Here is a 23,365-nt window from a genome sequence, read left to right on the forward strand (position 1 = left end):
GGACCATGTTGTTGCCTGCATGGACACCAGCGTCCGGGCAAGGGCTCGGCCTTGTTTTTCGGGCCTAGGGTAGGGGGCAGCCCGGCGTAACGCGTCGGGTGCCGTCGGTGGCATGCACCGCCAGGCAGCTGGTGCGCTGGCCGGTGCCGTCAACGGCTTCCCATAATCCAACCTCAGCTGTGCCATCGATCCGGACATCGCCCCTGACATAGGCACGCGCGTCAACCGGCACGCTGTGGTAATCGTCGTCCCCGTTTCCGGTCAAAGGCAGTTCGAAGCGATGTTCGCTGCCGTCCGAGTCCCACAGGCGCAGGCTCGCCTTGGCCCGCGGATCGGTGATGGCTTTCCTGATGTCCAGCAGGATGGAGACCGAATCGATGGCTGTTTCAGGTCCCGTCACTGCTTGTGGAAGCTGTAGTTGGGTGGGCGCGTCCGTGGCGATCGCCTGCCCCGCCTCCAGCGAGTACGCTGGCAAGGCCACAGGGCGTACCGGCTGCATGTAGTAGCGGTCGGCCAGCAGTTTCGCGGTGCCATAGCCGGAGATGAGCACCAGACCGGCCAGCAGCAGGTGTGACACCAGGTGCAGCGCACGCGGACGCGGGTGCGGCTGGGCCAGAAGCGCGTAGGACAGGCAGACGGCAGGAATCAGGAAGTAGCGTCCCTGCACGCCTTCGATCAGGCGCGAACCAGGCTCGGTCCATTGCACCAGCAGCGCAAGGAAGGTCAGCAGGATTGCCGAGAAGCAGACGACCACCAGCAGAGTACGAGCCAAGGCCAGGCTGCGCCAGGCACCGGTGGCAACGGACGCGGCCACTGTCGCCAGGAAGGCTGTGCCCGCCCAGAGATAGAACGAGGCAGGGAAGCCGATGTCGAGCCAGCCCAGTACGCCCAGGAAGGATTCCCAGTACTCGCTCATGCGGACCGGGTGCGACCAGGTCACCCAGAGCATGTGCCAAAGCTCGGAAGGGTGGGTGAGATAGTGCATCAGGCGCGCTGCGTGATCCGCGTCGCGCGGTCCGGGGGCGTATACCGTTGTCTTGATGGTCACCGCCGTCCAGCCCAGTACGAACACTGCCAGGGCCAGGGCGATCCAGAAGCGACGGCCGCAGCGCGCGAACCATGCGGCAGCAAAGGGCAATGCGAGCATCGGTAACATGTGCGCGCGGCTTGCGCAGACAAGCAATGTGGCCGCGACCAATGCAATGAAAATGCGAGCGTTGGCCTGGCGTCCGTCGACGGCAAGACGCATGAAAGCAGCGACGGCCACGAAGGTCAGTCCGGTGGCAACCGGGTCCAGCACGGCGCCGCCAAACTGGAACAGCGTCATTGGCAGCACTAGCAGGGCCAGTGCCCCCGCAGGTGGAGCAAAGATCCGGAATGCCAGGGCCAGCAGGGCGATGGCTGCGGCCAGCGAGAGGTAGCGGGCCAGCCGGTAGGAATCCGCCACGGTCCATCCCAGCACCCGGCCGGCGGCCAGTCCAGTGGCCTGGGGCAGATAGACGGCGGGAAAGTAATAGGCGGTGCCAGAAGGCGCCTGGTACACCGTTTCACCGGACCAGGCGATCGACTCGGACCGGGCAAGCTCCTCGGCGGTCAGCTTCTGTGCGCGCTTGCCCACGAGTTGCGTGAACTGCTGCATGTAGGACAGCAGGCCGGTATCGACCTCGCCGCCGGAGGGGTTGCCATCGCGTGCATGCAGCAGGAGCTGGCCCTTGCTCAACAGATAGGCACGCTTGACATGGTCCAGCTCATCCGGGGTCTGGAACGATGGGGTCAACGCGGAGAGAACGATCGACAGCAGCATCGCGAACGCAAGGAAGAATGGCCACAGTACAGGTTGCTGCGGCGGCAATGCGGTCCGGGTATCCGTCACGCGCTCGGGCCCCGCAGCGCCGAACGGGCCAGGCGGCGATGGATCGCGCGGCGCGGGGTGCTGGCGATGTCCTGGCCGAAGAATGCAAGCAACAGCTGCACGCCGACCAGGACTGGCATGGCGGCGAGCATGACGGTGCCGCTGCTGGCGACCTGGCCGCTGTCGATGCTGAACAACCAGTGCTTGATGCCGTAGGCAAGGCCGAACAGCGTGAATGCAAGCCCGAGCGGAAGCTCCAGCGAAGCCAGCGTCAAGTTGCGCAGATAGTAGTTGTAGAACACGCGCTTGCCGAAGTTCGCCAGGTTCTTGCCAAGAAATTCGGTCATTACCTTGGAGATCTTCAGGTTGCTCACTTCGTCACCGTAGCGAGCGTGCATCGGCACATCGACCACGACTGCCCGCAGCGTGTTGAGCCGGAACAGCATATCCGTCTCGAAGAAGTACCGGCGGCTGATCTTGGTCAGCGGCAGGTGTCGAGCAACATCGCGATGGATGGCCGTATAGCCATTGGTGGGATCGAACAGGTCCCAGTAGCCGGATGAGAGCTTGGTCAGGAACGACAGGCCGCCATTGCCGAACAGGCGCAGCGCAGGCATCTGCTGGATCTGTTCCAGATCGAAGAATCGGTTTCCCTTGGTGTAGTCTGCTTCGCCGGCCACAATCGGTGCTACGAAATCTGGAATCAGCGCGGGATCCATCTGCCCATCACCGTCCACCTTGACGATGATATCCATGCCGTCCTCGATTGCCGCGCGATACCCGGTCATGACTGCGCCACCCACGCCCTGGTTCTCCGCATGGCGCAATACCCTCACGCGCGGATCCGTCGCATGAGTTTCGATGAAATCACCACTGCCCACGGGGCAGCAGTCATCGACGGCATAGATGCGGGCAACGTCTTCACCGATGCCGGCGATGACATCAAGAATGTGCTCCTTGACCTTGTAGCAAGGAATCACAATCGCAATCAGAACGGTCATTCAATGATCCAGGTGGTTTGCAGGGCTGGATGGACACGCGTCGCGCCAACCATGCTTGGGAAAACACATCGGGGCCAGCGCTGGATGTGCTGGCCCCGACATGATTCAGCAGTACGGCATCGGCTTCAACCCAGCGCCGCTTCCAGCTCCGGCAGGATTGCGAATAGATCCCCTACCAGACCGATATCGGCAATCTCGAAGATCGGCGAATCCGCGTCCTTGTTGATCGCGACAATGGTGCCGGCATCCTTGATGCCGGTCAGGTGCTGGATCGCACCACTGATGCCAACGGCCACATACAGTTCCGGCGCGATGATCTTGCCGGTCTGGCCGACCTGCAGGTCGCTGGGGACGTAGCCTGCGTCGACCGCGGCACGCGAGGCACCCACGGCGGCACCGAGCTTGTCGGCCAGCTGGAAGATGACCTTGAAGTTCTCTTCCGAACCGACACCACGGCCGCCGGAGACCACGCGCTTGGCGCTCTGCAGGTCCGGGCGGTCGCTGGCACCGGCGGCGAGACCGACGAAGCGGGTGTGGGTCGGCAGGGCAGCATCGACGCTGGCCGCTTCGATGGCGGCGCTGCCGCCCTGGGCGGCTTCCGGCCACGAGGCGGCACGCACGGTCGCGACCACGATCTGGTCGGCCGGGGCTTCGACGGTGATGATCGCGTTGCCGGCGTAGATCGGGCGCTTGAAGGTGTGGCTGCCTTCGACGCTCATCAGGTCGGAGACCTGGTTGACGCCGAGCAGGGCGGCCACGCACGGCATCAGGTCCTTGCCGAAGGTGGTCGACGGGCCGAACACGTGGCTGTAGCCCTTGGCCAGCTGCGCGATCTGCGGGGCCAGCACCTGGGCCAGGGCCTGGGCATTGGCGGCGTTGGCCACGGTCAGGACCTTGGCGACGCCGGCAATCTTCGCCGCTTCAGCGGCAACGGCGGCCGGGTCGGCGGCCAGCACCAGCACGTCGATGCTGGCACCGGCGATGGCGGTGGCGGCGCTGACGGTCTTGGCGGTGGCGGCGTTGAGCTTGCTGTCGTGGTGCTCGGCGATGACGAGAATCCTGCTCATTACAGCAACCCCTTCTGCTTGAGTGCGGCAACCAGTTCGGCCGCGTCCTTGACCATCACACCCTTGCTGCGCTTGGACGGCGCGGCGTACTGGGTGGTCTTGAAGGTGTCGGCGGCTTCAACGCCGAGGTCGGCCAGCTGCAGGGTCTCCAGCGGCTTGGCCTTGGCCTTCATGATGTCTGGCAGCTTGATGAAGCGCGGTTCGTTCAGGCGCAGATCGGTGGTGACCACGGCCGGCAGATCCACTTCCAGCGTTTCCAGGCCGGCGTCGACTTCACGGGTCACCGTGGCCTTGCCATCGGCAATTTCGAGCTTGCTGGCGAAGGTCGCCTGTGGGCGGCCCCAGAGCGTGGCCAGCATCTGGCCGGTCTGGTTGGCGTCGTCATCAATGGCCTGCTTGCCAAGGATCACCAGGTCCGGCTGTTCCTTTTCGATCAGCTTGAGCAGGGTGCGCGACGCGGTCAGCGGCTGGATGGCCTGGTCGGTGACGACGTGGATGGCACGGTTTGCGCCCATGGCCAGGCCGTTGCGCAGGTGCGCCTGGGCGTCGGCCGGGGCGATGGTGGCAACCACGACTTCGCTGGCGATGCCCTTGTCGCGCAGGCGCAGGGCTTCTTCCAGGGCGATTTCATCGAAGGGGTTGGGGGACAGCTTGACGCCGTCGGTGACCACGCCGGAACCGTCCGGCTTGACCTGAATGCGGACGTTGTAGTCCACCACGCGCTTGTACGCGACGAGGATTTTCATCTGGTACGGGGTCCTTCAGTAACAGGGAGAACGTCCGGTCCTGCAACAGCAACCGGTTCGGGGGTGGGACCCTGATTCTAGCTGGCTTGGGGTGACCATGCGAATGCGTATGGTGTGTCTCGTCGTACAGAGCCGTTCCGCATTTCCGGAACATCTGGCGCCTGTATATGCTGTATGACCATGAACCACTCGCTGAGGCGGAGGACTACACCGGCATGCGCAGGTTTAATGTTGCAATGCAGCTCAATCACGCCGCCCCGCTGTAGCGCCCCGCCAGGAATCTTCGATGACCCGTTCTGCCGCTGTACTGACCCCTGCCGTGATCGCGATGATCCTGACCACCCTGGCCATGCTGGCCAGCGGACAGGTCCTCTTCAAGCTGGCATCTTCGCAGTTGTCGTTCAGCCGTCCGGCCAGCTTCTTCTCCGGCACCCTGATCCTGGCCTTGTTCGTGTATGGCGCAGCCACGCTGTTATGGCTGGCGGTTCTGGCACGTGTGCCGCTTTCAGCCGCATTTCCATTCTATGGCCTGACGTTCCTGCTGGTGCCCGCCTTCTCCTGGTGGCTTCTGCACGAGCCGATCCGGCCGCAGACTTGGGTGGGCTCGGTGGTGATACTGATTGGTGTGGTGATCTCTTCCTGGAGTGGCCGAGGCAGCTAGTTTCCAGCTCGGCATTTGACACCATCGGGTTCGCCGGTACGCTCTGTCCACCCTTAGCGTGACCCCGTGGGAAGAACCCGAGGAGAAAATGGTGACTGGACCTGACGAGCTTTGCCCTGGCTGTCATTCCACGCTGAAGGTGGGCCTCCGGCCCTGGCACCGTGTATGCGACGACTGCACCTACGAAGGAAGCACGCTCAGCGTTGACATCGATATCGATGGAAGCGTTGAAGTTGTCGATGAGGCCATGCGCGAGGAAGGGCTGGAGCATCTGCGGCAACGCAATTTCCAGACATTGACCACGGATCTGGGGGCGCGGATCACGCGTACCGATGGCAGACGCCCACGCCTGCTGGACGTCGGATGCGCGCACGGCTGGTTTCTTGAAGCAACCATGCCCCACTTCGAAGTGGTTGGAATTGAACCGGATGCACGCATCGCGGCGATCGCCGCAGCCAAAGGCCTGGATGTGCGCAGGGGTTTCTTCCCTGGCGTGCTAGCGGACGAAGAACGATTCGACGTGATCATCTTCAACGATGTCCTGGAACACATTCCGGACATCGATTCCGCCCTTGAGGCCTGCATCCGCCACCTGACTCCCGGAGGCTGGATTGTTGTCAATGCCCCGGCCCGGACTGGGGTGCTGTACCGCATATCCAGGGCGATGGCCAGTCTCGGGATGCCGGCTTCGTTCGACCGCATGTGGCAGAAGGACTTCCCATCGCCACATGTCCATTATCTGGACGATGCCAGCGTGGCCGCCATCGCCGCGCATCATGGGCTGCGGGTGTCTGACGTCCGCACCTTGCCGTCAATGAGCACCCGGGGGCTCTACGCCCGCATCCGCACCGACCGCAGCGTCTCGTTCGCCAAGGCGATGGCGGTCACGTCGGTGCTGACCCTTGCCAGCCCGATCCTGTCCATGATGCCCGCAGATATCAGGGTCTGGCTGCTTCAGGTTGGCTGAACCCCGGTCGGCGCTCCCCACGTCGGGCGAGGCCGTTCAAGGTCTCGGCGCGCAGTCGTTGTATCCTTCAGCTTTGGAATCCGGCCGCCCCGATGCGGTTGGTATGAAAACTGATCAGGAGAACAGGTAGTGCCCACATGGCTTGTCACCGGCGGCGCCGGATTCATTGGCGGTAACTTCGTTCTCGAGGCAGTTGCCCGCGGCGTAAGGGTCATCAACCTCGATGTGCTGACCTACGCCGGCAACCTGAAGACCCTGTCCAGCCTGGACGGCAATCCGAACCATGTGTTCGTGCAGGGTGACATCGGCGACAGCGCCCTGGTCACCCGCCTGTTGGCCGAACACCGGCCGGATGCCGTGGTGAACTTCGCTGCCGAAAGTCATGTCGACCGTTCCATCGACGGCCCGGGCGCGTTCATCCAGACCAACGTGGTGGGCACCCTGGGCCTGTTGGAAGCGGTGCGGGATTACTGGAAGACGCTGCCGGCCGAGCAGGGCGCGGCGTTCCGTTTCCTGCATGTGTCCACCGACGAGGTGTACGGCACGCTGGGTGAGACCGGCAAATTCAGCGAAACGACCCAGTACGCGCCCAATTCGCCGTACTCGGCGTCCAAGGCAGCTTCGGACCACCTGGTGCGTGCGTTCCACCACACCTATGGGCTGCCGGTGCTGACCACCAACTGTTCGAACAATTACGGCCCGTACCACTTCCCCGAGAAGCTGATCCCGCTGGTGATCGCCAAGGCGCTGGCCGGCGAGCCGCTGCCGGTGTACGGCGATGGCAAGCAGGTGCGCGACTGGCTGTTCGTGTCCGATCACTGCGAAGCGATCCGTACCGTGCTGGCCAAGGGCCAGGTTGGCGAGACCTACAACGTTGGTGGCAACTCGGAAAAGCAGAACATCGAGGTGGTGCAGGCGATCTGTTCCCTGCTGGACCAGCGCCGCCCGCGCGAGGATGGCCAGCCGCGCAGCAGCCAGATCACCTACGTCACCGATCGCCCCGGTCATGACCGCCGTTATGCGATCGATGCTTCCAAGCTGAAGAACGACCTGGGCTGGGAGCCGGCCTATACGTTCGAGCAGGGCATCACCTTCACCGTCGACTGGTACCTGGACAACCAGGAATGGGTCAACGGCGTGCTCGACGGCAGCTACCGACTGCAGCGCATCGGCACCACGGCCTGAACCCGGGAGACAACATGACGCAGCGCAAGGGCATCATCCTCGCCGGTGGCTCCGGCACCCGGCTGTATCCGATCACCAAAGGCGTCAGCAAACAGCTGCTGCCGGTGTACGACAAGCCGATGATCTACTACCCGCTCAGCGTGCTGATGCTGGCGGGCATCCGTGAAGTGCTCATCATCAATACCCCGCACGAGCAGGCGCTGTTCCAGCAGCTGCTGGGTGATGGTTCGCAGTGGGGCATGGACATCCAGTACGCGGTGCAGCCGAGTCCGGATGGCCTGGCCCAGGCCTACCTGATCGGTCGCGACTTCGTCGCCGGCAAGCCGAGCTGCCTGGTGCTGGGCGACAACATCTTCCACGGCCACGGCCTGCGCGAAGTGCTCAAGCGTGCCGATGAGCGCGTGGACGGTGCGACCGTATTCGGCTACTGGGTGAACGATCCGGAGCGTTACGGCGTGGCCGAGTTCGACACAAGCGGTAGGGTCATTGATCTGGTGGAGAAGCCGGAGAATCCGCGCTCCAGCTATGCGGTGACCGGCCTGTACTTCTATGACGGCAAGGCCAGCGATCATGCGGCCGAACTGAAGCCGTCGCCGCGTGGTGAGCTGGAGATCACCGATCTCAACAAGCGCTACCTGGAAGAAGGCAATCTTCACCTGGAGGCACTCGGCCGTGGCTATGCCTGGCTCGATACCGGCACCCACCAGTCGCTGCTGGAAGCGTCCAACTTCATCGAGACCATCCAGACCCGCCAGGGCCTGCAGGTCTGCTGCCCGGAAGAAATCGCGTTCGGCCAGGGCTGGATCAATGCAGAGCAGCTGGAAGCGTTGGCTGCGCCGCTGATCAAGAACGGCTACGGCCAGTACCTGCATAAACTCGCTTTGCGTGGAGTTGTTCCGTGAAAGTAATTGAAACCAAGTTGCCCGGCTGTGTGGTGATCGAGCCGGCCGTGTTCGGCGATGCCCGCGGTTACTTCTTTGAAACGTGGAATGCCGAGCGTTTCGCCGCGCTGGGCCTGCCGGATCGCTTCGTGCAGAGCAACGTGTCCACCTCGGCGCAGGGCGTGCTGCGTGGCCTGCATTACCAGTGGCCGCGCCCGCAGGGCAAGCTGGTCAGCGTGCTGGAAGGCGAGGTCTACGACGTGGCCGTGGACATCCGCCGCGGCTCGCCGACCTTCGGCCAGTGGGAAGCGGTGGTGCTGAGTGCGGAAAACAAGAAGCAGTTCTGGATTCCGGAGGGCTTCGCCCACGGTTTCGCCGTGCTGTCCGAGCGTGCGGTGTTCAGCTACCTGTGCACCGAGGTCTACCTGAAGGACTTTGATGCCGGCGTGCGCTGGAACGATGCCGACATTGCCGTGGACTGGCCGGTCAGCGCGCCGACCTTGTCGGCCAAGGACGAGAACGCGCCGTTCCTGAAGGACATCGCTGAAGATCGCTTGCCGGTCTACGTGCCATGACCGTTCTGGTGTTCGGTGGCAATGGCCAGGTCGGCCAGGAGCTGCTGCGTGCGCTGGCGCCGCTGGGTGAAGTGGTTGCCACCACCCGCAGTGGTCAGCTGCCTGATGGCGGCGCCTGCGAGATGGCTGATTTCGGCCAGCCCGATAGCCTGCCGGCATTGCTGGACCGCCTGCAGCCATCGGTAGTGGTGAACGCTGCGGCCTATACCGCAGTCGATCGTGCCGAGCAGGACACGACGGCCGCCTTCGCCGCCAATGCGGAGGCGCCGGGCGTGATCGCGCGCTGGTGTGCGGCGCACGGCGTGCCGTTCGTGCATTACTCCACCGATTACGTGTTCGATGGCCAGGGCAGCGCGCCCTACCCCGAAGATGAGCCGACCGCGCCGCTGGGTGTGTATGGCACCAGCAAGCGCGATGGCGAAGATGCGGTGCGTTCGGCCGGTGGCCGCCACCTGATCTTCCGCACGGCGTGGGTATATGCCTCACATGGCGCCAATTTCCTGCGCACGATGCTACGGGTGGGCGCCGAGCGCGACCAGCTGCGGGTGGTTGCTGATCAGATCGGCACGCCTACACCGGCCGCGCTGATTGCCGATGTCACTGCGCAGGCACTGCAGCATCCGGGGCAGCTGTCCGGTACCTGGCATCTGACGGCCAGCGGCCAGACCAGCTGGCATGGGTTTGCAGAGGCGATCTTCGCCGAGGCGCTGGCCACCGGCGTGTTGGCGAAGGTGCCGGCCGTCGAGGCGATTCCTAGTTCCGAGTATCCGACCCCGGCCAAGCGCCCGGCCTGGTCGGTGCTGGACAACCGCAAGCTGCAGCAGGATTTCGGTATCGAACTGCCAACGTGGCAGGATGGACTGAAGCGGGTCATGGCAGAACTGACCCGCTGACGGTAGCGCCGGGCCATGCCCGGCGCATGCATTGAACCGCTGCGCTCGCCGGCCATGGGCCGGCGCTACCTCACTAGCTGCGCCCGTACGTATCCTCGAAACGCACGATGTCGTCTTCACCAAGGTAGCTGCCGGACTGCACTTCGATCAGCTCCAGCGGCAGCTTGCCCGGGTTGCGCAGGCGATGGGTCACGCCCAGCGGAATGTAGGTGCTCTGGTTCTCGCTGAGCAGGATCACCTCGTTGCCCCGGGTCACTTCTGCGGTGCCGCTGACCACGATCCAGTGCTCGGCACGATGGTGGTGCATCTGCAGGCTCAGCGTACCGCCGGGCTTGACCGTGATGCGCTTGACCTGGAAGCGCTCACCATTGTCGATCGAATCGTAGGCGCCCCACGGGCGGTAGACCTTGCGGTGCCACGTCGCTTCGCTGCGACCGTCGGCCTTCAGCTGCGCCACCACGGTCTTGACCTCCTGCATGCGGTCGGCCTTGCCGACCAGCACCGCATCGTCGGTCTCGACCACGATCACATCGTCCAGGCCGACCAACGCCACCAGGCGTTGCGCGTAGGCGTAGGTATTGCGGCAGTCGATGGCGATCACATCACCCTGGTGGGCGTTGCCGTCGCCGTCCTGCTGCGAGACATCGCGCAGTGCCGTCCACGAGCCGACATCGTTCCAGCCCGCGTCCAGCGGAATCACCACGGCGTCTGCGGTCTTTTCCATCACGGCATAGTCGATGGAATCGGAGGGGACGGTGGCGAACGCCTCCTTGTCGAGGCGGGTGAAATCCGAATCGCGACGGGCCTGCTGCCAGGCCTGGCGGCTGCCGGCCAGCATGTCGGGCTGGAAGCGCTCCAGTTCCTGCAGGTAGCGCGAGGCCTTGAACAGGAACATGCCGCTGTTCCAGTAATACTGGCCGCTGCTGACGTAACCGGTGGCGGTCTCAAGGTCGGGCTTTTCGACAAAGCGCTCGACCGCACGCAGACCTTGGCCATCAGCGGCCTTGATGTAGCCATAGCCGGTTTCCGGGCCGGTCGGCACGATGCCGAAGGTCACCAGCTTGCCGGCCTCGGCAGCGCTGGCTGCAGCCTGCACGACTGCGCGGAACGCGGCCTCATCGGTGATCACGTGGTCCGAGGGCAGCACCAGCAGCAGCGCATCGGCGCTGTCACGGGTGGCCTCCAATGCCGCCACCGCGATGGCGGGCGCTGTATTGCGGCCCACCGGTTCAAGGATGATCGCGGCCGGTTCGGCACCCACCTGCTGCAGCTGCTCGGCAGCGACGAAGCGGTGTTCTTCGTTGGCGATTACCAGCGGGCCATGCGCGGCGATGGGTGCAACGCGCTGCCAGGTGGCCTGCAGCATCGTCAGCTCGCCCGCCAGTGGCAGAAACTGCTTCGGATAGGCCTCGCGCGAGAGCGGCCACAAGCGGGTTCCGGAACCACCGGAGAGGATGACGGGCTGGATGTTGCTCATGATCTTCCTTGATTACTGCTGGACAAGACGGGAAATTTCGTCGGTGCGCGCCTGCATCAACGCTGCGTCACCACGTGCCTCGACGTTCAGGCGCAGCAGCGGCTCGGTATTGGAGCTGCGCAGGTTGAAGCGCCAGTCGCCGAAATCGGCACTGATGCCGTCGGTGTGGTCCAGCGCGGGCGACTGCGTTGCGAAGTGCTCCATCACGCGTGACACGGCAGCCTTGGCATCTGCAACCTTGAAGTTGATCTCGCCACTGCAGGGATAGGCCGCCATGCGGTCCTCCACCCAGTCGGCCAGCGAACGTCCACTTTCCGAGACGAGCTGCGCGATCAGCAGCCACGGGATCATGCCGGAGTCGGCATAGGCGAATTCGCGGAAGTAGTGGTGGGCGCTCATCTCGCCGCCATACACCGCATCCTCGGCGCGCATCTTTTCCTTGATGAAAGCGTGGCCGCTCTTGCACAGCACCGGCACGCCGCCTGCCTGCTCCACCATTTCCACGGTGTTCCAGACCAGGCGCGGGTCATGCACGACCTTGCCGCCCGGATTGCGCGCGAGGATGGCCTTGGCCAGCAGCCCGACCAGGTAGTAGCCCTCGATGAAACGCCCGCTGTGGTCGAAGAAGAAGCAGCGGTCGAAGTCGCCGTCCCAGGCGATGCCGAAATCAGCGCCGTGTTCGCGCACGGCTTCAGCGGTGGCGGCACGGTTCTCCGGCAGCAGCGGGTTGGGAATACCGTTGGGGAAGTTGCCATCGGGTTCATGGCAGATGCGGATGAACTCGAACGGCAGGTGCGGGGCCAGCAGGTCGACGATGGCACCGGCGCCACCATTGCCCGCATTGACCACCAGCTTCAGCGGCTTGAGCTTGGCGGCGTCGACGTAGCTCAGCAGATGCTGGATATAGGCGCTCTTGTCATGCTGGGCGGTCTGCCCGGCGCGCGGCGGCTGGACATCGGACGTATCGGCAGCGACCGCATCGGAGATCGCGAACAGGCCGGTATCGGAGCTGATCGGGCGGGCGTTCTCCTTGACCAGCTTCATCCCGTTGTAGTCCATCGGGTTGTGGCTGGCGGTCACCATCACGCCGCCGGCTGCGCCGAGGTGATCCGTCTGGAAGTAGACCTCTTCGGTGCCGCACAGCCCGATGTCGATCACTTCGCGACCCACGCCACGCAGGCCCGATGCCAGCGCATCCTGCAGCGCCGGGCTGGTCAGGCGAACGTCGTGGCCAAGCACCACCGGACCGGGAGCGAGCTGCGCAGCCAGGGCGATGCCAATGCGGCGGGCCAACTCTTCGTTCAGTTCTTCCGGCACACGGCCGCGGATATCGTAGGCCTTGAAGGCGGGCAGGGGCATCGATCAGATCCTTTGTGAGCTCAGTCTTTCATTGTAGCGCCCGACCCGTATGGGAATCGTTTCCATCAGGCAACGCCAGGTGACTGATGTTCGATATCAGGCCTGCGCTGGCCGCCTGCCGGCCCGGCCAGGGCGTTTGGCCGGTGCGCCCGGCAACGGTGCCAGCAGCGCCTGCACGTCCTCTTCGCTGAAACGTGGTCCGGCGCTGCCGCCGCCTTCAAGAATCGATTCGGCCAGCATCGCCTTGCGCTCCTGCAGCTCGGCGATCCGCTCTTCGATGCTGCCGGCGGCAATCAGCCGGTAGACGAAGACCGGCTGCTGCTGGCCGATGCGATGGGCACGGTCACTCGCCTGGTTCTCGGCGGCCGGATTCCACCAGGGATCGAAGTGGATGACGGTGTCGGCAGCGGTCAGGTTCAGCCCCACGCCACCGGCCTTCAGGCTGATCAGGAACAGCGGCACTTCGCCCTGCATGAAACGCTGTACTGGCGTGACCCGGTCCTGGGTATCGCCGGTCAGGGTCACATAGGCCAGGCCCAGCCCGTCGAGCGCCTGCGCGATCAGCGCCAGCATGCCGGTGAACTGCGAGAACAACAGGATGCGGCGACCTTCCTCGACCATCGACGGCAGCATCTCACGCAACAGTTCCAACTTGGCCGAACCGGCATTGCGTGCCGGCGTTTCGCCCGGCAGCAGGCGCGGATCGCAGCAGACCTGGCGCAGCTTCAGCAGCGCATCCAGTACCCTGATGTGGCTGCGTGCCAGTCCGCTGTCGCTGATCGCCTCGCGGACCTGCTTCTCCATCGCCGCACGCACGGTTTCATAGAGATCACGCTGCCCGCCCTCCATCGTTACCGCACGGGTGATGAGGGTCTTTGGTGGCAGCTCGGCAGCCACCTGGTCCTTGCGCCGGCGCAGGATGAAAGGGCGCAGCCGCTGTGCCAGCAGCTGGGCACGGCGCTGGTCGCTGCCGCGTTCGATGGGGTGGCGCCAATGCTGGTTGAACTGCTTTTCGCTGCCAAGCAGCCCGGGCAGCAGGAAGTCGAACTGCGTCCACAATTCGCCCAGATGGTTCTCCAGCGGCGTACCGGTCAGGCATAGACGGTGGCGGGCCCGCAGCGTGCGCAGCGTGACTGCCGCACGTGATTTCGGGTTCTTCACCTGCTGCGCCTCATCCAGGATCAGCAGATGGTAGGAGTGCGCCTGCAATGCCTGCTCGTCGCGCCACAGCAGGGGATAGGTGGTGAGCACGAGGTCATGTGCGGGAATCGCGTCGAACAGCGTCTCGCGGGCCGGTCCGTGCAGGGTCAGCACGCGCAGGTCCGGGGTGAAGCGTGCCGCTTCGCTCTGCCAGTTGTGCAGCAGCGAGGTCGGCACTACCAGCAGGGCCGGCCGGTCCAGACGATCACTTTCCTTTTCGACCAGCAGATGGGCCAGGGTCTGCAGGGTCTTGCCCAGCCCCATGTCATCGGCCAGCACCCCGCCCAGCCCCTGCTGGCGCAGGTACTGCAGCCACGACAGGCCGTCCAGCTGGTAGGGGCGCAGCGTAGCGTGCAGCCCTTTGGGTGGCGGTACCGCGGCCATGGCCGGCGCATCCAGCAGGCGCTGCACGCGCGCACGGGTATCGTCGCTGGCGTGCAGGCGCAGCTGGGCGGCTTCCTGCAGTGCCTGCAGGCGGCCGCGGTCATGTGCCTGCAGGCGCAGGGATTGTCCAGAGTCGCTGAACAGATCCGCCAGCAGCGCGATCACCGGTTTCAGGCGACCCGCCCGCAAGGCGAGGCGTTCATTGTCCGCCGTCGTCAGCAGCACGTTTTCGTCATCGCTGATCGCATCCAGCTGGCCGCGCAGCCAGCGTGGATCCGATTGCAGTACGGCCTGCAACAACGGAACCAGCGCGACGCTGCGGCCATCGACCTCGATGGTCAGGGCCAGGTCGAACGTGGCGCTGTCGGCCGGCGCCGCCTGCAGGTCCAGATCAATCTGGTCTACGCGGAAGATGCGATGGCGGAAGGCATCGTCGGTCTCTATCTTCCAGCCCAGTGCCTCCAGCCGCAGCACGTCCTCCAAAAGGAAGCGGGTCCAGTCGAAACTGCGCAGCTCGAACAGTGGCCCGCCACCATCCAGCGCGATGCGCGGTTGCCGTTCGCGGTGCAGGTGCACGCTGTGAAGTTCAGTTTCCCGCCGTGCCTCCTCGTGCAGGTCACGCGGCAGCAGGTAGAGCTGTCCCTCGGCGTCATGCACGAACAGCGACGGGTCATCGAGAAAGCGCACGTGCTCGTCGTACTCGAAGGCGACGGTAGCGACGTCCAGCCACTGCGAGGCATCGCGCTCGGTGAGCCAGGCAGGACGGTATTCCATGCTGTGCAGATGGAGAATAGGCGTCATCGCCTGGATCTGCAGGGTAGGCAGTGTCGGATGGGCGGCCGGACGCAGCGAGCCGGTGTCTCCCTCCAATGAGGTCTCCAGTGCAGCCAGCAGCACGGCGGCAACATGTTCGCAGTGACCTCCCGCAGGACAGGTGCAGCGACTCTGCAGGGGGCTTTGCGGTGTGCGGGCACTGGCTTCCAGGTCGATCATCACCTGCCGGGCTTCGACCTGCGCGGTCAGCAGCGGTGCCCTGTAGCCCAGTTCACGCACTGCCAATACGCGTTGTCTGCCCTTTTCCAGTGTCCCCGCATCCAGCCAGCGGGACAGTTCCCCTCCGGTGAATACTTCGGCCATGCGTCGTCCTGTCCTCTCCATCTGCAGCAGGCGTTGCCCGGGGCACGCAAGCGGGGAAGGGGACATTCTACGGATTGGCAGCCCGTCATGCCGAGTCATGCTGCGGCGCATCCCAGCCGGTAACGGGTGTGCCGCTAGAATGGCGGGATTCTCACCGGGTAGGGCAGTAGAGATGCAGCAATCGACTTCCAGCAGCACGCGCAGCAAGCGTTTCGCCTCTGCGGCAGATGCACTGCAGGGTGTGATCGCCGATGGCCAGACCCTGGCCGTGGGGGGCTTCGGCCTGTGTGGCATTCCCGAGGCGCTGATCGCCGCGCTGCGCGACAGTGGCGCCAAGGGCCTGACCGTGATCTCCAACAATGCCGGCGTTGACGGCTTCGGCCTCGGGCAGCTGCTGGAAACCCGGCAGATCAGGAAGATGATCTCGTCCTACGTGGGCGAGAACAAGGAATTCGAGCGCCAGTTCCTGGCCGGCGAGCTGGAGCTGGAATTCAACCCGCAGGGCACCCTGGCCGAGCGCCTGCGTGCCGGCGGCGCGGGCATCCCGGCGTTCTTCACCGCCACCGGGTACGGCACCGTGGTGGCCGAAGGCAAGGAAACCCGCGAGTTCGACGGCAAGCACTACGTGATGGAGACCGCGCTGCGTGCCGATGTCGCGCTGGTCAAGGCGTGGAAGGCCGACGAGGCTGGCAACCTGGTGTTCCGCAAGACCGCACGCAACTTCAATCCGGCCTGCGCGATGGCCGGCAAGGTCTGCATCGTGGAAGTGGAAGAGGTGGTGCCGGTCGGCGCGATCGATCCCGACCAGGTGCACCTGCCGGGCATCTACGTGCACCGGATCGTGCACAACCCCACCCCCGAAAAACGTATCGAACAGCGCACCATCCGCGCGGAGGGCAACTGACATGGCGTGGACCCGCGATGAAATGGCGGCACGCGCCGCCCGCGAACTGACCGACGGTGCATACGTGAACCTGGGCATCGGCCTGCCGACCCTGGTTGCCAACCATATTCCCGAAGGCGTGGACGTGTGGCTGCAGTCGGAAAACGGCCTGCTTGGCATCGGTCCGTTCCCGACCGAAGCCGAGGTCGACGCCGACCTGATCAACGCCGGCAAGCAGACCGTCACCGCGCGTGCCGGCGCCAGCTACTTCGGCAGCCACGACAGCTTCGCGATGATCCGCGGTGGCCACGTCAACCTGGCCATCCTCGGCGCCATGCAGGTCACCGACAAGGGCGACCTGGCCAACTGGATGGTGCCCGGCAAGATGGTCAAGGGCATGGGCGGGGCGATGGACCTGGTAGCTGGCGTACAGCGCGTGGTGGTGCTGATGGAGCACACCGCCAAGAACGGCGAACACAAGATCCTCGCCGAATGCACGCTGCCGCTGACCGGTGTGGGCGTGGTCGACCGCATCATCACCGACCTGGCTGTGTTCGACGTGACTGACCAGGGCCTGTTGCTGGTGGAAGCGGCACCGGGCGTCAGCGATGACGAGCTGAAGGAAAAGACCGGGGTCGCGTTCCAGCGCGGCTGATCGATACGGGGAGGGGGGCGTTGTGCCCCCTTCATCCTCAGCTGCGTCGGGCGTAGGCGTACTCGTCGCTGCTGGCATCGGCCTCGCCGAGGCACGCTGCGGCTGTCGTGACGCGCAGTCCGGCGTGTTCGCAGCAGGCGCCCAGCGCACGTTCAATGGCATGGGCCAGCGTTCCGTCGATCTGGCCCTGCTCGTCCTCGAACGCGCTGCGATGCAGATGCGCGTCCAGTAATGGACGCAGGGCCTGCAGCCGCCACCAGCCCATGCTGCCGGCGCCAAATTGACTGGCGTCCGCTGGTGTTTCCAGCCCAAGTCGCGCCTGCAGTCGTGCCAATGCGGGACCATTGCCGCCCACGAAGGCGGCGACGGGCAACAGATGTCCTTCGGCGACCACCATGCCCAGTGCGGGGTCGGCCTGGAACGCGGCATGGATGCGTGCGGCACGTCCGCCCTGTACCAGTCGTTGCAGTAGTTCCTGCCGCCACTGGTCGCCATCGGCGCGATGGGTTGAACGCTTCGTGTGGAGTTTCAGCACCACATCGTGATCAGCCTGCAGCAGCCGTTCGGAGACCTCAAGGAACGGAAGAATGTCGCGACCATGGTTATCTACGGCGATGACCTCACCCTGCAGCCCATGTGCCACAAGAGCCTGCCTGGCCAGATCCACCTGTTGTGCCGGCGTAGTCACCACGATTGTCCAGTCGAGGGCGGCCTCGCGCAGTGCGGACAATACCTCCGGCAGCGTTTCCAGATACCAGGCGTGGAGATGTACTGCCGGTTTCTGACGCAGTGCCGGAGCAGGCGCCAGCGCATCGCGGGTGGCCTGCAGCCAGGCATGGCCCAGCCGCGCATCCGGTTCCAGCACGGCGCCTTCTGCCCATTCGTTCCAGGCGTTGATGAAGACCATGCGCTGCGCCTGCGGTGCAGCGGACAGGCGCTCATGGATCGTGGTGCGCAGCCAGTCGCGATAACCGCGCGGTGATGCATGCAGGTAGACGCGGCCGCGACCGGAGCGACGCGCCTCATTGTCCCAGCCGGGGTTCACGCCAGGGTAGAGCGGATAGTCTGGCAGCGGCCGTGATGCGATCTCGGTGGCCAGTTCGCGCCAGTCGCGGACATCGCCATTGAAGGCCGGATTGAGCAACCATTGCTGCGCTGACAGGGAGCGCGGATTGCTCATGTTCGGCGGGAACTCTACTGCCGCATCGAAGCCGATGTCGCGGGGATCCGGGCGCTCGAAGCCCTGCACGTACGCCAGATGGATTTCGCCGACGCCATTGTCGCGGCACCAGCGGCGCCAGCGCTCGGTGGTCGCCCGGGCGTCGGGCAGCAGGTGCGGGCGATAGACCAGCAGCATTGGCCGGCCCTCGACCTTCAATGCGCGGCGGTCGCGCAGGTAGGGCGCGACATGTGCGATGAAGGCCAGATCATCCTCGGCGCTGTGCAGCTGGCCGATCAGGATGTCCTCGTCGCGGCCGTCCCAGCGTCGTGCCCAGTTCTCGTTGGCCCAGCACAGGCAGAACGGCAGTTCGATGCTGTCGTCGGCCAGCCATTGGCGCAGCGGGTCCTCCATCAAAGTGCGGCCACTGAACCAGTAGTAGTAGAAGCAGAACGCGCCGATGCCGTACTCAGCTGCGAGGCGTGCCTGGTCCCGCATCACCTGAGGGTTGCGCAGGTCGTAGAAGCCCAGGTCTGCCGGCAGGCGCGGCTGGACGTGGCCCTCGAACTGAGGCAGCGCGCGGGTCACGTTGCGCCATTCGGTAAAGCCCTTGCCCCACCAGGCGTCATTCTCGGGAAATGTGTGGAACTGCGGCAGGTAGAACGCGACCAGCGTCGCCGGCAAAGGAGACGGCAAGGTCGCCTCACGCCATGGCACGTGGCCGATCGCCGGCTCGTCTGCACGCCAGCGCAGCTGGGCGCTGGCGCCGGTGCCCCCCTCAGCCTGCTGGCCCTTGGGTGGCGGCGGTACCCAGTCGCCATGCCGCGCCAACAACCGGGTGCGCAGCCGGTCACGCTGCGCCTGTGGCAGCGGCAAGGCCCGGAACATGGCGCGCAGCAACGGGAACAGCGATTGGCGTACGCTCATCGGGCTGGGCCCCACGAAAGGGGGCAAGCGGACGGCATCAGCATCTGGGCAATGGTCATGGGGCCATTTTCGGTGCTGGCGGTCATGACAGCAAACGCCGGCGTGCTAGCGTGTGGCCATGCTGTTCCCAGATGACCTGCCCGATGCCGACGTCCAGCACCTGCCGGGCTGGCTGGCCGCAGCCGATGCCGATCGGCTCCTGACCGCGCTGCAGGCCGAAGTCCCGTGGGAGGTCCACCGGATCCGCATGTTCGGCAACTGGGTGGATTCGCCGCGGTTGAGTTGCTGGATCGGCGATCCGCAGGCGCGCTACCGCTATTCCGGTGCTGAATTCGTGCCGCACCCCTGGCCGCTGTCGCTACAGGGTGTGCGTGAGCATCTGGAAACCAAAGGCATCGGCCGCTTCAACAGCGTGCTGCTGAATCGCTATCGCGGTGGTGGCGACTACATGGGCTGGCACAGCGACGACGAGCCGGAGCTGGGGCCGGCGCCGCTGATCGCCTCACTCAGCCTGGGCGCAGTGCGGCGGTTCCTGCTGCGCCGGCGCGATGACCCGGCGCGGAAGGCCGAATTCCTGCTTGGCCATGGCGACCTGCTGCTGATGGCCGGCCAGACCCAGCGCTTCTACCAGCATGCGTTGCCGAAGACGGCGCGGGTGCAGGGTGAGCGCATCAACCTGACCTTCCGCTGGATTACGCCGCGTTGACGAAGAAGGGGTCAGATCCCTTTCCTGCCGGAAAGGGATCTGACCCCGTAACTCACGTGCCCGGCGAATGCGGCGATCAGCGCGCGATGGTCGGCTGGTCGGCCTGCCCGCTCTGCAGCGTCCAACCGACCACATCCTGCGCCAGCTGCTGCAGGCCACGTTCGAAGGCGGCGGTCACCGCCGGCACGTCGGTGCTGCCGACCGGCTGCGACTGGCGGAAGGTACGGTCAGCGACCACGCGCTGGTCGGCGACGTGGATCAGCTTGGCGTTGACCTCGATCACCACCGTCGGCGTCGCCTGGCCCTGGTAGTCCGATTCGAAACGGCGCACGTCGGTGGACAGCTTGTAGTCGGCACGGATGCCGGCGGTGCTGCGGGCCACGCCACGGATCCGGCCGGAATCCTCGAAGCCGCGCAGCAGGGTGTCCTCGATCATGTCGGTGGCCGGCTGCGCCCAGCTGGCCCCCTTGTAGATCTCCAGCTGCGATGGCGTCGGCCGCACGTTGATGCGTGGGCTGTCGACCATGCGTGCGGCGCTGGGCTTGGCCAGCACCAGCTGCCAGCTGGCCTGCGGCCACGCCGGATCCGGCTTCACCTGCACGGACGGCGAATACAGCGTCACCGCGGTCTTTTCGCTGCTGCCGAGGATGGAGCAGCCGCCCAGCAGGGCGACCATCGAAGCGGCCAGCAGCAGGCGCGGAAGGGTGGTCGGGCTCATTGGGGTTCGAACTCCTTCGGGGCGTCGCGGCCAAGCAGATAGCGCGCGGGGTTGTTCTCGAGGCGGTCGCTGACCCGGCGCAGGTCGCGGATCAGCCCGCGCAGTTCGGTCAGCGTCGGGCCGAGCTGGCCGAGGCCGTCGTTGGCAAAGCTGTTGATCGCGGCGCGGTTCTCGCCAAGGATCGAATCGGCGTTGCCGGCGGCCGAGTCGAGCTTGACCAGGGTGCCGTCGAGCTTGTCGATGATGCCCGGCAGCTGCTGCACCAGGTTCTTGTCCAGCCGCTCGATGGTGCCGTTGGTGGTCTTCAGCGTGGTGTCGAGGCTGCGTGCGGCGTCACGCGCGCTGAGCAGCAGTGCCTGGGTGCCCTGGTCGCGGTCGGCCAGGCCGCCGCTGATGGTTTCCAGGTTGGCCAACGTTGCGTTGATCGACGCAACGTTGCGGTCGCTGAGGATCTGGTCCATGCGCTCGACAATGCGGTTGGCGACGTCGGTGATGTTCTGCAGGGCCGACGGCGTGGTCGGAATGATCGGCGCCGGGTCCTTGTTGACCGTGGTCAGTGCCGGCGACTGCGGCGTACCACCGCTGAGCTGGATGATCGACGGGCCGGTCAGGCTGGTGATCGCCAGCTTGGCACGGGTATCGGTCTTCACCGGCGTGTTGGAGTTCAGGCGTATGCGTGCCACCACCTGGCGCGGGTCGTCCGGTACCAGGTTGAGTTCGGTGATCGAGCCCACCGCGATGCCGTTGTACTGCACCGGGCTGCCCACCGACAGGCCGGTGACCGCCTCGCGGAACACCACGCGGTATTCCTGCCAGGTGCGGTCGGAGGAGTACTTGGCGGCCCACAGGCCGAAGGCCAGCAGGGCCAGGCCGGTGATCAGGGTGAACGCGCCGATCAGCACGTAGTTGGCTTTGGTTTCCATGGCTCAGGCACTCTCGATCTGTTCGCCACGCGCGGCACGCGCGCGGGGTCCGTGGAAGTATTCCTGGATCCACGGATGATCCAGTTTCTCGATGTCAGGCAGCGGCGCATTGGCCACCACCTTGCGGTCGGCGATCACCGCTACCCGGTCGCAGATCGCGTACAGCGTGTCCAGGTCGTGGGTGATCAGGAACACGGTCAGGCCCAGTGCTTCCTGCAGGGTCTTGATCAGGCGGTCGAACGCCGCCGCGCCGATCGGGTCCAGTCCAGCAGTGGGTTCATCCAGGAACAGCAGCGGCGGGTCCAGGGCCAATGCACGGGCCAGGCCGGCACGCTTGCGCATGCCGCCGGACAGCTGCGAGGGCAGCTTGTTGATCGCGTCGGCGGGCAGGCCGGCCAGCTTCACCTTCAGCAGCGCCAGTTCGTAGTGCCAGCGCTCGGGCAGTTCGCGGTGATGCTCCTTCAGCGGTACCTGCACGTTCTCGCCCACGGTCAGCGAGGAGAACAACGCACCGTCCTGGAACAGCACGCCGGTGTTGCGTTCGATGTGCAGGCGGCTCTCGGCGTCGTCGGCGCGCGCATCGCGGCCGAGCACTTCGATCTGCCCGGCATCAGGCACGCGCAGGCCGAGGATCGAGCGCATCAGCACCGATTTGCCGGTACCCGAACCGCCCACCACGCCGAGGATTTCGCCTCGGCGCACGTCCAGGTCCAGGTCCTCGTGCACAGTCTGGCTGCCGAAACGGTTGACCAGCCCGCGCACGCGGATGGCCAGCTCGTGGCCGTCGTCGTCCTGCATGGGAATTTCTTCGGGCGTCGGATGCGTGCTCATGTCACCAGTCCATGTGCATGAACCACAACGCCGCGAAGGCATCGATGATGATCACCAGCGAAATCGTCTGCACCACGCTGGAGGTGGTGCGTTCGCCGACCGACTGCGCCGTGCCTTCGACCTTCAGGCCTTCCAGGCAGCCGATCAGGCCGATCACCAGCGCGAACACCGGCGCCTTGGACAGGCCGACCAGCATGTGCCGCACTTCCATCGTGTCGTGCATGCGGGCGATATACATCTGCGGCGGGATATCCAGGTCGAACGCGCCGACGGTGATGCCGCCGGCCAGGCCGGCGACCATTGCAATGAAGGTCAGCAGCGGCAGGGTGACCAGCAGCGCCAGCAGCCGTGGCAGTACCAGCAGGTCGATCGGGTCCAGGCCCAGCGTGCGCATCGCATCGATTTCCTCGCGCGCCTTCATCGCACCGATCTGCGCGGTGAACGCGCTGGCGGTGCGGCCGGCCAGCACGATCGCGGTCAGCAGCACGGCGAACTCGCGCAGGAAGGCGATGTTGACCAGTTCGACCACGTAAATCTCGGCGCCGAAATCGCGCAGGATGGTCGAGCCGAGGAAGGCGATCACCGCGCCGACCAGATAGGACAGCAGCGCCACCAGCGGTACCGCGTCCAGCCCGACCTGCTCCATCTGGTGCACGGTCGCGGTCATGCGGAAACGGCGCGGCTCCTTGACCAGGCGGGCGGCCTTGACCAGGTTCTCGCCAAGGAAACTGCACAGCGCCTTGATGTTGTGGCCGGTGGTGTGGACGCTGACACCCAGCCGCTCCAGCGCGGCCAGCACGCCGAAATCGCGCTTGGGCTTGGGCCGGTCGTCGGCCACTTCCTCGATGGTGCACACCAGCGCCTGATGGTCCGGACGGAACTGCAGCGCGTCCTCGCCGAGGTCGGCGCGATGGGCCACGCGCAGCACCTGCAGCACGCCCGCCGAATCCATCTTCTCGATGCCGGTGGCATCGATGCCGGTCAACGTGTCGGGAACGTCGCGCAGGACTTCGGCCGCGGCCAGCGCGGTCTTCAGGGTCCAGGTACCGGACAGGCGGATCAGGCCCGGGTCATGGGCATCCTGTTCGAGCTGGGGGGCGTGGTTCGGGGTCACTTGGGCCATTCGGGTCGCAGCATAACCGTTCTGAATCGGGCTTCGCGTCGAACTCGGATGAATT

The 23,365-nt window shown here is 65.2% G+C and carries 21 protein-coding genes; 9 read left to right on the forward strand and 12 right to left on the reverse strand.

Annotated features, from left to right (window positions below):
• Positions 1–64 precede the first annotated feature (64 nt).
• The 4 genes from AC07M7_RS14530 to AC07M7_RS14545 form a co-directional block, all read right to left on the reverse strand.
• The gene (locus tag AC07M7_RS14530; protein ID WP_495207721.1) at positions 65–1,804 is read right to left on the reverse strand and encodes a DUF2142 domain-containing protein; all 1,740 of its coding nucleotides are present in this window, start codon (positions 1,802–1,804) and stop codon (positions 65–67) included.
• Between the two features lie 65 nt (positions 1,805–1,869).
• Complete coding sequence (locus AC07M7_RS14535) at positions 1,870–2,853, reverse strand: glycosyltransferase family 2 protein (protein WP_495207722.1); 984 nt, start codon at positions 2,851–2,853, stop codon at positions 1,870–1,872.
• A gap of 125 nt (positions 2,854–2,978) precedes the next feature.
• Positions 2,979–3,920, reverse strand: coding sequence for an electron transfer flavoprotein subunit alpha/FixB family protein (locus AC07M7_RS14540; RefSeq protein WP_495207723.1), 942 nt, complete (start codon positions 3,918–3,920; stop codon positions 2,979–2,981).
• Positions 3,920–4,666, reverse strand: coding sequence for an electron transfer flavoprotein subunit beta/FixA family protein (locus tag AC07M7_RS14545; protein ID WP_012509979.1), 747 nt, complete (start codon positions 4,664–4,666; stop codon positions 3,920–3,922). Before AC07M7_RS14545 ends, AC07M7_RS14540 begins: the two co-directional genes overlap by 1 nt.
• 286 nt (positions 4,667–4,952) lie before the next feature.
• Between AC07M7_RS14545 and AC07M7_RS14550 the strand changes: the two genes are divergently transcribed.
• The 6 genes from AC07M7_RS14550 (at position 4,953) to rfbD (ending at position 9,828) form a co-directional block, all read left to right on the forward strand.
• Positions 4,953–5,327 carry an EamA family transporter gene (locus AC07M7_RS14550; protein WP_136638619.1) on the forward strand — a complete coding sequence of 125 codons (375 nt, stop codon included), beginning with the start codon at positions 4,953–4,955 and terminating at the stop codon, positions 5,325–5,327.
• A gap of 91 nt (positions 5,328–5,418) precedes the next feature.
• Positions 5,419–6,294 (forward strand): class I SAM-dependent methyltransferase, encoded by an 876-nt coding sequence (locus tag AC07M7_RS14555; RefSeq protein ID WP_169050336.1) that lies wholly within the window; start codon positions 5,419–5,421, stop codon positions 6,292–6,294.
• Between the two features lie 129 nt (positions 6,295–6,423).
• Positions 6,424–7,479: a dTDP-glucose 4,6-dehydratase gene (gene rfbB / locus AC07M7_RS14560; protein WP_046983194.1), complete on the forward strand. Its 1,056-nt coding sequence runs from the start codon at positions 6,424–6,426 to the stop codon at positions 7,477–7,479.
• Positions 7,480–7,493: 14 nt separating this feature from the next.
• Positions 7,494–8,381, forward strand: a complete 888-nt coding sequence (gene rfbA, locus AC07M7_RS14565) for a glucose-1-phosphate thymidylyltransferase RfbA (protein WP_495207724.1) — start codon at positions 7,494–7,496, stop codon at positions 8,379–8,381.
• Positions 8,378–8,935 carry a dTDP-4-dehydrorhamnose 3,5-epimerase gene (gene rfbC / locus AC07M7_RS14570; RefSeq protein WP_004141806.1) on the forward strand — a complete coding sequence of 186 codons (558 nt, stop codon included), beginning with the start codon at positions 8,378–8,380 and terminating at the stop codon, positions 8,933–8,935. Before rfbA ends, rfbC begins: the two co-directional genes overlap by 4 nt.
• Entirely contained in the window at positions 8,932–9,828 is an 897-nt protein-coding gene (gene rfbD, locus AC07M7_RS14575) for a dTDP-4-dehydrorhamnose reductase (protein ID WP_480982979.1), read from the forward strand. The genes rfbC and rfbD overlap by 4 nt, the downstream gene beginning before the upstream one ends.
• A gap of 73 nt (positions 9,829–9,901) precedes the next feature.
• Here rfbD and AC07M7_RS14580 read toward each other — a convergent pair whose 3' ends face one another.
• From AC07M7_RS14580 to AC07M7_RS14590, 3 genes are all read right to left on the reverse strand, one after another.
• Complete coding sequence (locus AC07M7_RS14580) at positions 9,902–11,305, reverse strand: mannose-1-phosphate guanylyltransferase/mannose-6-phosphate isomerase (RefSeq protein WP_428709933.1); 1,404 nt, start codon at positions 11,303–11,305, stop codon at positions 9,902–9,904.
• Positions 11,306–11,317: 12 nt separating this feature from the next.
• Positions 11,318–12,664: a phosphohexomutase domain-containing protein gene (locus AC07M7_RS14585; protein WP_495207725.1), complete on the reverse strand. Its 1,347-nt coding sequence runs from the start codon at positions 12,662–12,664 to the stop codon at positions 11,318–11,320.
• Between the two features lie 96 nt (positions 12,665–12,760).
• Positions 12,761–15,385, reverse strand: a complete 2,625-nt coding sequence (locus AC07M7_RS14590; protein ID WP_495207726.1) for a DEAD/DEAH box helicase — start codon at positions 15,383–15,385, stop codon at positions 12,761–12,763.
• A gap of 172 nt (positions 15,386–15,557) precedes the next feature.
• On the opposite strand from AC07M7_RS14590, the gene AC07M7_RS14595 reads away from it, so the two are divergent.
• Both AC07M7_RS14595 and AC07M7_RS14600 read left to right on the forward strand, forming a co-directional pair.
• A complete protein-coding gene (locus tag AC07M7_RS14595) occupies positions 15,558–16,289 on the forward strand; it encodes a CoA transferase subunit A (RefSeq protein ID WP_046983187.1) in 732 nt (243 codons plus the stop codon).
• Position 16,290: 1 nt separating this feature from the next.
• On the forward strand, positions 16,291–16,923 hold the full coding sequence (locus AC07M7_RS14600; RefSeq protein WP_046983186.1) for a CoA transferase subunit B: 633 nt from the start codon (positions 16,291–16,293) through the stop codon (positions 16,921–16,923).
• Between the two features lie 37 nt (positions 16,924–16,960).
• On the opposite strand, the gene AC07M7_RS14605 is transcribed toward AC07M7_RS14600, so the two are convergent.
• Positions 16,961–19,009: a glycoside hydrolase family 99-like domain-containing protein gene (locus AC07M7_RS14605; RefSeq protein WP_495207727.1), complete on the reverse strand. Its 2,049-nt coding sequence runs from the start codon at positions 19,007–19,009 to the stop codon at positions 16,961–16,963.
• 118 nt (positions 19,010–19,127) lie between these two features.
• On the opposite strand from AC07M7_RS14605, the gene AC07M7_RS14610 reads away from it, so the two are divergent.
• Positions 19,128–19,715, forward strand: a complete 588-nt coding sequence (locus tag AC07M7_RS14610) for an alpha-ketoglutarate-dependent dioxygenase AlkB family protein (protein WP_495207728.1) — start codon at positions 19,128–19,130, stop codon at positions 19,713–19,715.
• 76 nt (positions 19,716–19,791) lie between these two features.
• Here AC07M7_RS14610 and AC07M7_RS14615 read toward each other — a convergent pair whose 3' ends face one another.
• The 4 genes from AC07M7_RS14615 to AC07M7_RS14630 are packed head-to-tail and all read right to left on the reverse strand — an operon-like array spanning position 19,792 to position 23,310.
• A complete protein-coding gene (locus AC07M7_RS14615) occupies positions 19,792–20,433 on the reverse strand; it encodes an ABC-type transport auxiliary lipoprotein family protein (RefSeq protein ID WP_046983183.1) in 642 nt (213 codons plus the stop codon).
• A complete protein-coding gene (locus AC07M7_RS14620; protein WP_046983182.1) occupies positions 20,430–21,356 on the reverse strand; it encodes an MlaD family protein in 927 nt (308 codons plus the stop codon). Before AC07M7_RS14620 ends, AC07M7_RS14615 begins: the two co-directional genes overlap by 4 nt.
• 3 nt (positions 21,357–21,359) lie before the next feature.
• Positions 21,360–22,187 carry an ABC transporter ATP-binding protein gene (locus AC07M7_RS14625; protein WP_046983181.1) on the reverse strand — a complete coding sequence of 276 codons (828 nt, stop codon included), beginning with the start codon at positions 22,185–22,187 and terminating at the stop codon, positions 21,360–21,362.
• A gap of 1 nt (position 22,188) precedes the next feature.
• Complete coding sequence (locus AC07M7_RS14630; RefSeq protein ID WP_046983180.1) at positions 22,189–23,310, reverse strand: ABC transporter permease; 1,122 nt, start codon at positions 23,308–23,310, stop codon at positions 22,189–22,191.
• Between the last annotated feature and the right edge of the window lie 55 nt (positions 23,311–23,365).

Source organism: Stenotrophomonas sp. GW821-FHT09E08 (genome assembly GCF_059416125.1).

Excerpts from the sequence above, each read along its gene's own strand:
- AC07M7_RS14585 (WP_495207725.1), bottom strand. The coding sequence starts at position 12,664 with ATGCCCCTGCCCGCCTTCAAGGCCTACGATATCCGCGGCCGTGTGCCG.
- AC07M7_RS14535 (WP_495207722.1), bottom strand. The coding sequence starts at position 2,853 with ATGACCGTTCTGATTGCGATTGTGATTCCTTGCTACAAGGTCAAGGAG.
- AC07M7_RS14615 (WP_046983183.1), bottom strand. The coding sequence starts at position 20,433 with ATGAGCCCGACCACCCTTCCGCGCCTGCTGCTGGCCGCTTCGATGGTC.
- rfbD (WP_480982979.1), top strand. The coding sequence starts at position 8,932 with ATGACCGTTCTGGTGTTCGGTGGCAATGGCCAGGTCGGCCAGGAGCTG.
- AC07M7_RS14550 (WP_136638619.1), top strand. The coding sequence starts at position 4,953 with ATGACCCGTTCTGCCGCTGTACTGACCCCTGCCGTGATCGCGATGATC.
- AC07M7_RS14605 (WP_495207727.1), bottom strand. The coding sequence starts at position 19,009 with ATGAGCGTACGCCAATCGCTGTTCCCGTTGCTGCGCGCCATGTTCCGG.
- AC07M7_RS14630 (WP_046983180.1), bottom strand. The coding sequence starts at position 23,310 with ATGGCCCAAGTGACCCCGAACCACGCCCCCCAGCTCGAACAGGATGCC.
- AC07M7_RS14590 (WP_495207726.1), bottom strand. The coding sequence starts at position 15,385 with ATGGCCGAAGTATTCACCGGAGGGGAACTGTCCCGCTGGCTGGATGCG.
- AC07M7_RS14540 (WP_495207723.1), bottom strand. The coding sequence starts at position 3,920 with ATGAGCAGGATTCTCGTCATCGCCGAGCACCACGACAGCAAGCTCAAC.
- rfbA (WP_495207724.1), top strand. The coding sequence starts at position 7,494 with ATGACGCAGCGCAAGGGCATCATCCTCGCCGGTGGCTCCGGCACCCGG.
- AC07M7_RS14620 (WP_046983182.1), bottom strand. The coding sequence starts at position 21,356 with ATGGAAACCAAAGCCAACTACGTGCTGATCGGCGCGTTCACCCTGATC.
- AC07M7_RS14595 (WP_046983187.1), top strand. The coding sequence starts at position 15,558 with ATGCAGCAATCGACTTCCAGCAGCACGCGCAGCAAGCGTTTCGCCTCT.
- AC07M7_RS14610 (WP_495207728.1), top strand. The coding sequence starts at position 19,128 with ATGCTGTTCCCAGATGACCTGCCCGATGCCGACGTCCAGCACCTGCCG.
- AC07M7_RS14580 (WP_428709933.1), bottom strand. The coding sequence starts at position 11,305 with ATGAGCAACATCCAGCCCGTCATCCTCTCCGGTGGTTCCGGAACCCGC.
- AC07M7_RS14625 (WP_046983181.1), bottom strand. The coding sequence starts at position 22,187 with ATGAGCACGCATCCGACGCCCGAAGAAATTCCCATGCAGGACGACGAC.
- AC07M7_RS14530 (WP_495207721.1), bottom strand. The coding sequence starts at position 1,804 with ATGCTGCTGTCGATCGTTCTCTCCGCGTTGACCCCATCGTTCCAGACC.
- AC07M7_RS14600 (WP_046983186.1), top strand. The coding sequence starts at position 16,291 with ATGGCGTGGACCCGCGATGAAATGGCGGCACGCGCCGCCCGCGAACTG.
- AC07M7_RS14545 (WP_012509979.1), bottom strand. The coding sequence starts at position 4,666 with ATGAAAATCCTCGTCGCGTACAAGCGCGTGGTGGACTACAACGTCCGC.